Annotated in this window: 6 protein-coding genes; 3 read left to right on the top strand and 3 right to left on the bottom strand. The window is 40.6% G+C overall.

Annotated features, from left to right (window positions below; all coding sequences use genetic code 11):
* Positions 1–34: 34 nt before the first annotated feature.
* Together GSY63_RS01910 and GSY63_RS01905 are read right to left on the bottom strand one after the other, a co-directional pair.
* Positions 35–937, bottom strand: coding sequence for a FecR family protein (locus tag GSY63_RS01910; protein ID WP_166584131.1), 903 nt, complete (start codon positions 935–937; stop codon positions 35–37).
* 90 nt (positions 938–1,027) lie between these two features.
* On the bottom strand, positions 1,028–1,597 hold the full coding sequence (locus GSY63_RS01905) for an RNA polymerase sigma-70 factor (RefSeq protein WP_166584130.1): 570 nt from the start codon (positions 1,595–1,597) through the stop codon (positions 1,028–1,030).
* A 336-nt stretch (positions 1,598–1,933) separates the two neighbouring features.
* Here GSY63_RS01905 and GSY63_RS01900 point away from each other — a divergent pair, with 336 nt between their 5' ends.
* Both GSY63_RS01900 and GSY63_RS01895 read left to right on the top strand, forming a co-directional pair.
* On the top strand, positions 1,934–2,185 hold the full coding sequence (locus GSY63_RS01900; protein ID WP_166584129.1) for a helix-turn-helix domain-containing protein: 252 nt from the start codon (positions 1,934–1,936) through the stop codon (positions 2,183–2,185).
* A 159-nt stretch (positions 2,186–2,344) separates the two neighbouring features.
* A complete protein-coding gene (locus tag GSY63_RS01895; RefSeq protein ID WP_166584128.1) occupies positions 2,345–2,566 on the top strand; it encodes a helix-turn-helix domain-containing protein in 222 nt (73 codons plus the stop codon).
* A gap of 22 nt (positions 2,567–2,588) precedes the next feature.
* Here GSY63_RS01895 and GSY63_RS01890 read toward each other — a convergent pair whose 3' ends face one another.
* Entirely contained in the window at positions 2,589–4,298 is a 1,710-nt protein-coding gene (locus GSY63_RS01890) for a tetratricopeptide repeat protein (protein WP_166584127.1), read from the bottom strand.
* A gap of 142 nt (positions 4,299–4,440) precedes the next feature.
* Here GSY63_RS01890 and GSY63_RS01885 point away from each other — a divergent pair, with 142 nt between their 5' ends.
* Entirely contained in the window at positions 4,441–6,084 is a 1,644-nt protein-coding gene (locus GSY63_RS01885) for a hypothetical protein (RefSeq protein ID WP_166584126.1), read from the top strand.
* The last annotated feature ends 24 nt before the right edge of the window (positions 6,085–6,108 follow it).

The following is a 6,108-nucleotide window of genomic DNA, read 5'->3' as shown; positions in this document are numbered from 1 at the left end:
GGTAATCTTCTTTAAGATACTGATTTTCAAGGCTTTAACCAAATATATTCGTCGCTAAATCGCTCACAATCAACGATTTATCTCCTGAAGTTATCAACATATTTCGACTCTTGATTCGCATAAATAATATATGGGTATTCTTTTTTCCCAATTGGCTGACTTTGACGCTACCTTCAAGAAGAGTAGTTACAATGTTTGGCTCGTCCTCATAACTATTAATATTAAAGTGTGTTCCCAATACTTCCACCCTTTGCTGACCGGAGATTACAATAAAAGGATGTGCTTTGTCTTTGGCAACCTCGAAATATGCCTCGCCGGTTAGCGTAACGATCCTGTTTTCTGAATTGGCGAAGGAGGTCGGAAAGGTGATCGAGGAGGCTGCATTCAGCCAGACTTGTGAACCATCGCCTAACCGAACCTCCCATTGACCGCCTTTCGGGGTTGATACTGTATTTTGTGAATGATCTTTTCCTGAAGTATTAGGGAATCTAAAGGAGATCCGTCCCGAGCCATTTTTGGTGACCTGAATACCAGCTTGTTTTAGTAGCAAGCCGTTATGGGCATCGGTAAGATTGATTTGTTTTCCGGAAGCCAGTGTCAGGGTTGCTTTGTTTGAGCCTGGTGGCAGGTCACGAGCGATTTGGACTGTATTGGCAGGCTGTCGGCTAACGACGTAAAGTAGCGTTACCGAAATGAGTATCCCAATGATCACCGCGGCTGCAGCCATCCTTGCACCGATCTTAAAAAATTCGCCGTGATTACCTGGCAGCCGGCGGAATAGTTCATTCTTTGCCGCTTCGATGTGATGCGATGAGAGACCAGGTTTAACCGACTCGTTATGCTGGAGATACCAAGCTTCAAGCACAGCCCGTTCATTTTCCGTAGCGGTACCATCATTATATTTAGTAAATAATGTTTTTAATTCCTCTTTATCCATAGCGGCTTAACCCTTTAAAACACTTCGTAGGGTGGCATAAGGAAATCGGAAGAAAAAAAGGAAGATTTTTATATATTGTTACCGGCGAGGTTAAAACAACATAAAAAACAGTAACCCCATTTTGGTGCGAAGAATACGCAAGGCGTTATTAACTTGTTTGGAGACATTATTCTCAGATGTTTCGAGGCGTTCTGCGATTTCCTTGTAAGATAAATCTTCTTTTCTATTCATTTCGAAAATGACGCGCATTTTCGAAGGTAATTGCCTAATCTGCTGATCGATATAGGCTTGCAATTGTACTTCGCGAATATGATGATCAGTAGAGATTACGGGCTTAGCTTCCAGGAATGCTTGTAAACTCGCTAAATGATCTTGTTTCACCTTTTGATGTGCGTAAAGGTCAAATATTTTGTTTCGTACCGCGCCAATAAAATAAGCTGGAAGGTTATTAATTTGAAGGTCCAATTCTCGCTTCGACCATAATGAAGTAAAAATATCCTGTACAACGTCTTTAGCTAAGTCTTCATCATCAATTTTTTTGTAGGCATGAATGTACAGGAGTCGGAAATAGCGATGATAAATTTCATTAAAGGCGGCATGGTCTGAGGCTTTGAGCAGCTTCAGTAATTCATCGTCCGAAAGGTTTTTATGACCAGCCATCTGCCAACATTTATTATAATGCGAGCCTCGGCTTCGGGAGAGAGCTAATATGGCCGAAGCCGCCCTGTCATATACCCTGGCTCTGGTAAGCCGCCTCTTTCGAGGTGATCATATGACATAAGCGAGCTCCGGCCCTATTGATATAGGGGACGGAACTACACTTACCGTCGCGATCAAATTTACCAGATTCGGGTGCGAGGCTCTTAGCAGTCCTAAAACGTTCTTTTTAAGACTGCAAAAATAATGTAATTATCGTTCTACAATTATACTAAGTTAATTATTTATGACACACATGCATGTCATAATGTGCAATTATTTTGTATTCTTTTATTGCTGATGTCTTCAGAACTTAAAATATCAGCAATTGAACAGCACGTAATTAAATACGTGACGGATTTGCGTAATGAAAAAAATCTTACTCAAGATGATATCGCTACCATTATTGGTGTAAGCCGATCTTTTATTAATAACATTGAGAGCAATAAAAGCAGAGCAAAATACAATCTCACGCATATAGATAAACTCGCTGATCATTTCGGGCTTTCGCCAAAAGACTTTCTGCCGGCAGTAGCTAACAAACATTTATGATTTTACCGAAAAACGACTTCTAAACAGTCCCAAAATAATTTGATAGTATCGATTTTCTAAACAATTGTATTCAAAATCTATCCAAATTTAAAATTATTATTTACAAAATCTAAACACCCGTACATTAATTCTAAATAACTGTAAAGAAAATTAGAATTAATGACAGAATTAGGCTTGTACTTAACCAAAAAGTCTGTTAACAAAGCGGAAATTGCCAGACGGACTGGGATAAGTAAAGCTCGTTTAACACAGTTAACGAATAATACTTCCACCAAATTAACAGCAGAAGAATTATGGAAAATTGCCTTGGCCATAGATATTGCGCCAGGCAGTTTACTGAATGAAATTTGCGGACATATACAACTTCCTCAAATAGGATAATAAATTTTTCACATCTTGTGAATTAAGCTTTACGAAATGCTGCTCTACGCCGGTAATATCTTGACTTGGTATGGTTTCCCTGTCTTGCGTGAATTTCGGACATAAGCCGTAGACATTTCCGGTAGCTGTCTTGTTTGCTGCTTTTTTTAGCAATACGGCAGGCCTTTTTTGTTTCGTTGATTGCGTTCCTAAAATCGCTTAATGCCAGATAAGCGCGTCCCATATTTTCACGGGCCAGTAATATTTCGTCGTTAAATCCCAACGATTCGGCCAGGGTAAGTGCATCCTGGTGCATGGTAAGGGCTTTAGCCGGGTCACCCAACAGCCGGGTTGCGATGCCCTGATTATTTATGGTCCGTGGTTTCCACTGAATGAGACCGACCCTATCAATTAGTTGCAGTGATCTTTTGAAACTGGTTAATGCGGCTTTGTATCGTGTCGTTGCTCCTAACAAAATACCTTGGTTGTTGTAAGCGATCGCCAGTAATTCCTTATTCCTGATCTTTCCGGCCAGCTTCAGGGCCTGTTTTACATAAGTTTCTGCCTGATCGTATGCTTTCTTTGATCCGTATGTGTAAGAAATGTTGTTCAGCACACTGGCGCGCATCTTTTTGTCGGACAAGGTTTTGGAAAGGTCGTGTGCCTGCGTCAGATATTCCAGGGCTCGGTCATAGTCTCCCAATTCTTTCCAGACAATACCCAAATTACGCAATTGATCGAAACGCTTTGATATACTTACCGATTTTTTTAACGCGGCTTGAGAACGCTCCTCTGATAATGGGAAACAACCTGTTAAGTACAACAAACGCGCAGCTACCGCATCACACATTTCCGGGTGCTTTGATCGCTGATTTTCGAACCAACTTTCCACGGGTTTTTCCCAATGAAACCGCGTAATTGCAGGCGATAATATTCTGTCAGAAAGTAAGCGGTCTGCGATTTCACGCATGAATATGCCTGTGTCAACGCTGATCTGCATGGCCCTATTAAATCCGGCAAATGGGTAAGACGTCCTAAGATGTATATTCATCACCCTTGGCGCAGCACGTTTTGTATTATGCCAAACGGTGTAAACATCAGCCATCTTTTTTTCAGCAAGACGCAAATGCACGGATATGTCGAATTTATCTGAAAAGCTATAGCCTAAAAACAAGACAGGTTGCTTTAAACTCGTCAAATGATCGATCACCGCTTTGCGGCCATTGGATAATTGTGCATTCGCAACCTTTTTTAGAGTCACGGCCATTTTCCGCTTTTGATTGATCGTGCCGTGAATTTTGACAAGGGTGATTTTACCGTTACTCCAATTAATTTTATGGAACTGCTGCTCATCAGCATACACTTGCACATCTTTGTCGTTTAATCCACACTTTTCAAAAGCCTGTTCGATCAGCGTATCGAAATTGGTAGTAACAATTGTTTTAATATAGCCCTGACTGGCAAGTTCAGCGATCAAGTAATGATTAAAGTTCGGAATGCCTTTTTTATAAATTGATAAAAATTCAAGCGAACCCGATAGTTCGGCGAACACCGCCGCAATACTTTCAAAAGGTAATTTTGCCTTTAGAAAAGTCGAGTTTTCTTCAGGGGTTATACCCACTTCAAAAAATAACTTTTCGACCAATTGATTAGCCAGCGGGAAGCCCGAGTCAAGGGAGATTCCGGCACCACAAAAAATGGTTAACCCGTTTCTTTTAACTTGCTCGGTAAAGTAATTATAAAAGGTGCTCATGGCATTCGTAAGGGTCAGCGATGTCAAGGTATATTGGCAAAACACTATCTAAACCTACAAAATGTTGGCGATCAAACATAAAGGATATGTCTGCTATCTACATTGAGTTATATTCTTAATGTATTTACTTGTAGCTTAGTGTATGCCCTTAAAATACTTAAGATTAAGCGATGAGCGATTTATGCTGGTCATGCCCAATAAAGCGCATGAACCGGCCTATCGCAGGCGATGTACGGCCCTGATCAAAACCAGATATGGCGATAAAGTTTCTTTAGATCAATCATTGCCAGCATTACTTGACTGCTTTAACTTTTACGCCGAAGAGCTGGAAATAGCAATCAGGGAAATTACCGACGTTAATTTCTACGTGTTCGTTTACCTGCTCCATGAAGATAGTGCAGAGATTTCCTACTTGACACAGAATACAGCGGAGTTTCCAGTAGATCGTAATTATTTTAATCTTTACCGGCGCATACTGAAACTCATTCTTCAGGAATCCTGCATGATTGCCACGGTATCTGGCCCGGCCCCCGATGACGCTTGGACGGATATACACATACCGGTACTGGAAAAAATGATCTACCTGGGAGACTTTCTATTCATGACGGCTGATGCGATATCGGAGCAAAAGATTACAGAAGGTTCAATAGAATTGGCTTTGGAAAATGGATTGCTGACCTTTCGGAACACGACTGCCTGGGAGGGATTTATCTATGCGATCATGGCCGGATTTGGAGAAGACGGAAGAGAGTCGCTAATCGAAGAGGGCTTGGAAAGTATCTTCAATCAAAAATTCAAGGAAGAGGTTGGTCTGGATCTGGCCGACGTGCGTGGGTATATGGGGGCTTTGAATGAAAAGCTACATAATATGACACCGCCCCGTTTTGTTACCTTAAAGGAACTTTTGACCTTCCTTTCTGAAAAGGGCGCGAAGGAAACGATCGAGCCTTTTATTAAAGGTTTGCTATTGAATAAAAATAACGTTGCGAGCATCCGTAACGCAGTTGAAAAACCGTATTTAGGCAAAAGGATTATTCACCGGCCATTATTGACGCTAACAATAGACCAGGAAGATTGTGTCTTGGTTTACCCGTATTCATTTGAGGAAGCGATGAACACGCTTTTTCAGAATAACCTGACCATGGGTAAATATCCGGATAACTGGAACCAATTAGCATTTATGGCTCAATTGGTCAAAGATTTTAAAGCAAAACACAAAGATATTCTGGAAGACCCGGTTGAAGCGGCATTAAAAACTAAGGGAATATTATATGACCGCAATATAAAGGTGCTATTCAAAAAGGATCATCAACACGTTTCCATTAACCTGAAACCCGGAGAGATCGATTTTATATTTATCCTGAAAGACACGATCTATATTGCTGATTGCAAGAACCTGACCAAACGGTATGAAATGCATGGCTGGTATCAGGATATCAGCAAATTCACTAATGATGGTTACAATGCAAAGATGGAGGAAAAGCTCAATTTTCTGAATGAGAATCTTTCCCTATTCGAGGAGCATCTACGTATCCAGTTTAAAACGCCAAATTTAGATATTTCAAAGTACAAACTTGAAGGGATCTTTATTATCAACACGCCCACTATATATATGCTGAATGGTCAGTATAAAATATATACTTATCATCGATTTAAACAGTTACTGGACGGAACTGATTTTTTTGATCGTTATATCATGTGGCCAAGAGTGAATCCGGTAGCAAAGATCACCTGGCCTTTTTTCGACAACCTAAAAAAGGAAATACTCAACAGTAATACGCAGTGATCCAATTAGCGTAAGGATGATAAA

Source organism: Mucilaginibacter agri, from assembly GCF_009928685.1.
Classification (GTDB): Bacteria; Bacteroidota; Bacteroidia; order Sphingobacteriales; family Sphingobacteriaceae; genus Mucilaginibacter; species Mucilaginibacter agri.
Note: the sequence above shows the minus strand (reverse complement) of the source record. Positions and strands in the feature narration are given on the sequence as shown.

Bases quoted from the DNA above. Each gene is read 5' to 3' on its own strand.
- GSY63_RS01895 (WP_166584128.1), top strand. From the start codon at position 2,345: ATGACAGAATTAGGCTTGTACTTAACCAAAAAGTCTGTTAACAAAGCG.
- GSY63_RS01900 (WP_166584129.1), top strand. From the start codon at position 1,934: ATGTCTTCAGAACTTAAAATATCAGCAATTGAACAGCACGTAATTAAA.
- GSY63_RS01910 (WP_166584131.1), bottom strand. From the start codon at position 937: ATGGATAAAGAGGAATTAAAAACATTATTTACTAAATATAATGATGGT.
- GSY63_RS01885 (WP_166584126.1), top strand. From the start codon at position 4,441: ATGCCCTTAAAATACTTAAGATTAAGCGATGAGCGATTTATGCTGGTC.
- GSY63_RS01890 (WP_166584127.1), bottom strand. From the start codon at position 4,298: ATGAGCACCTTTTATAATTACTTTACCGAGCAAGTTAAAAGAAACGGG.
- GSY63_RS01905 (WP_166584130.1), bottom strand. From the start codon at position 1,597: ATGGCTGGTCATAAAAACCTTTCGGACGATGAATTACTGAAGCTGCTC.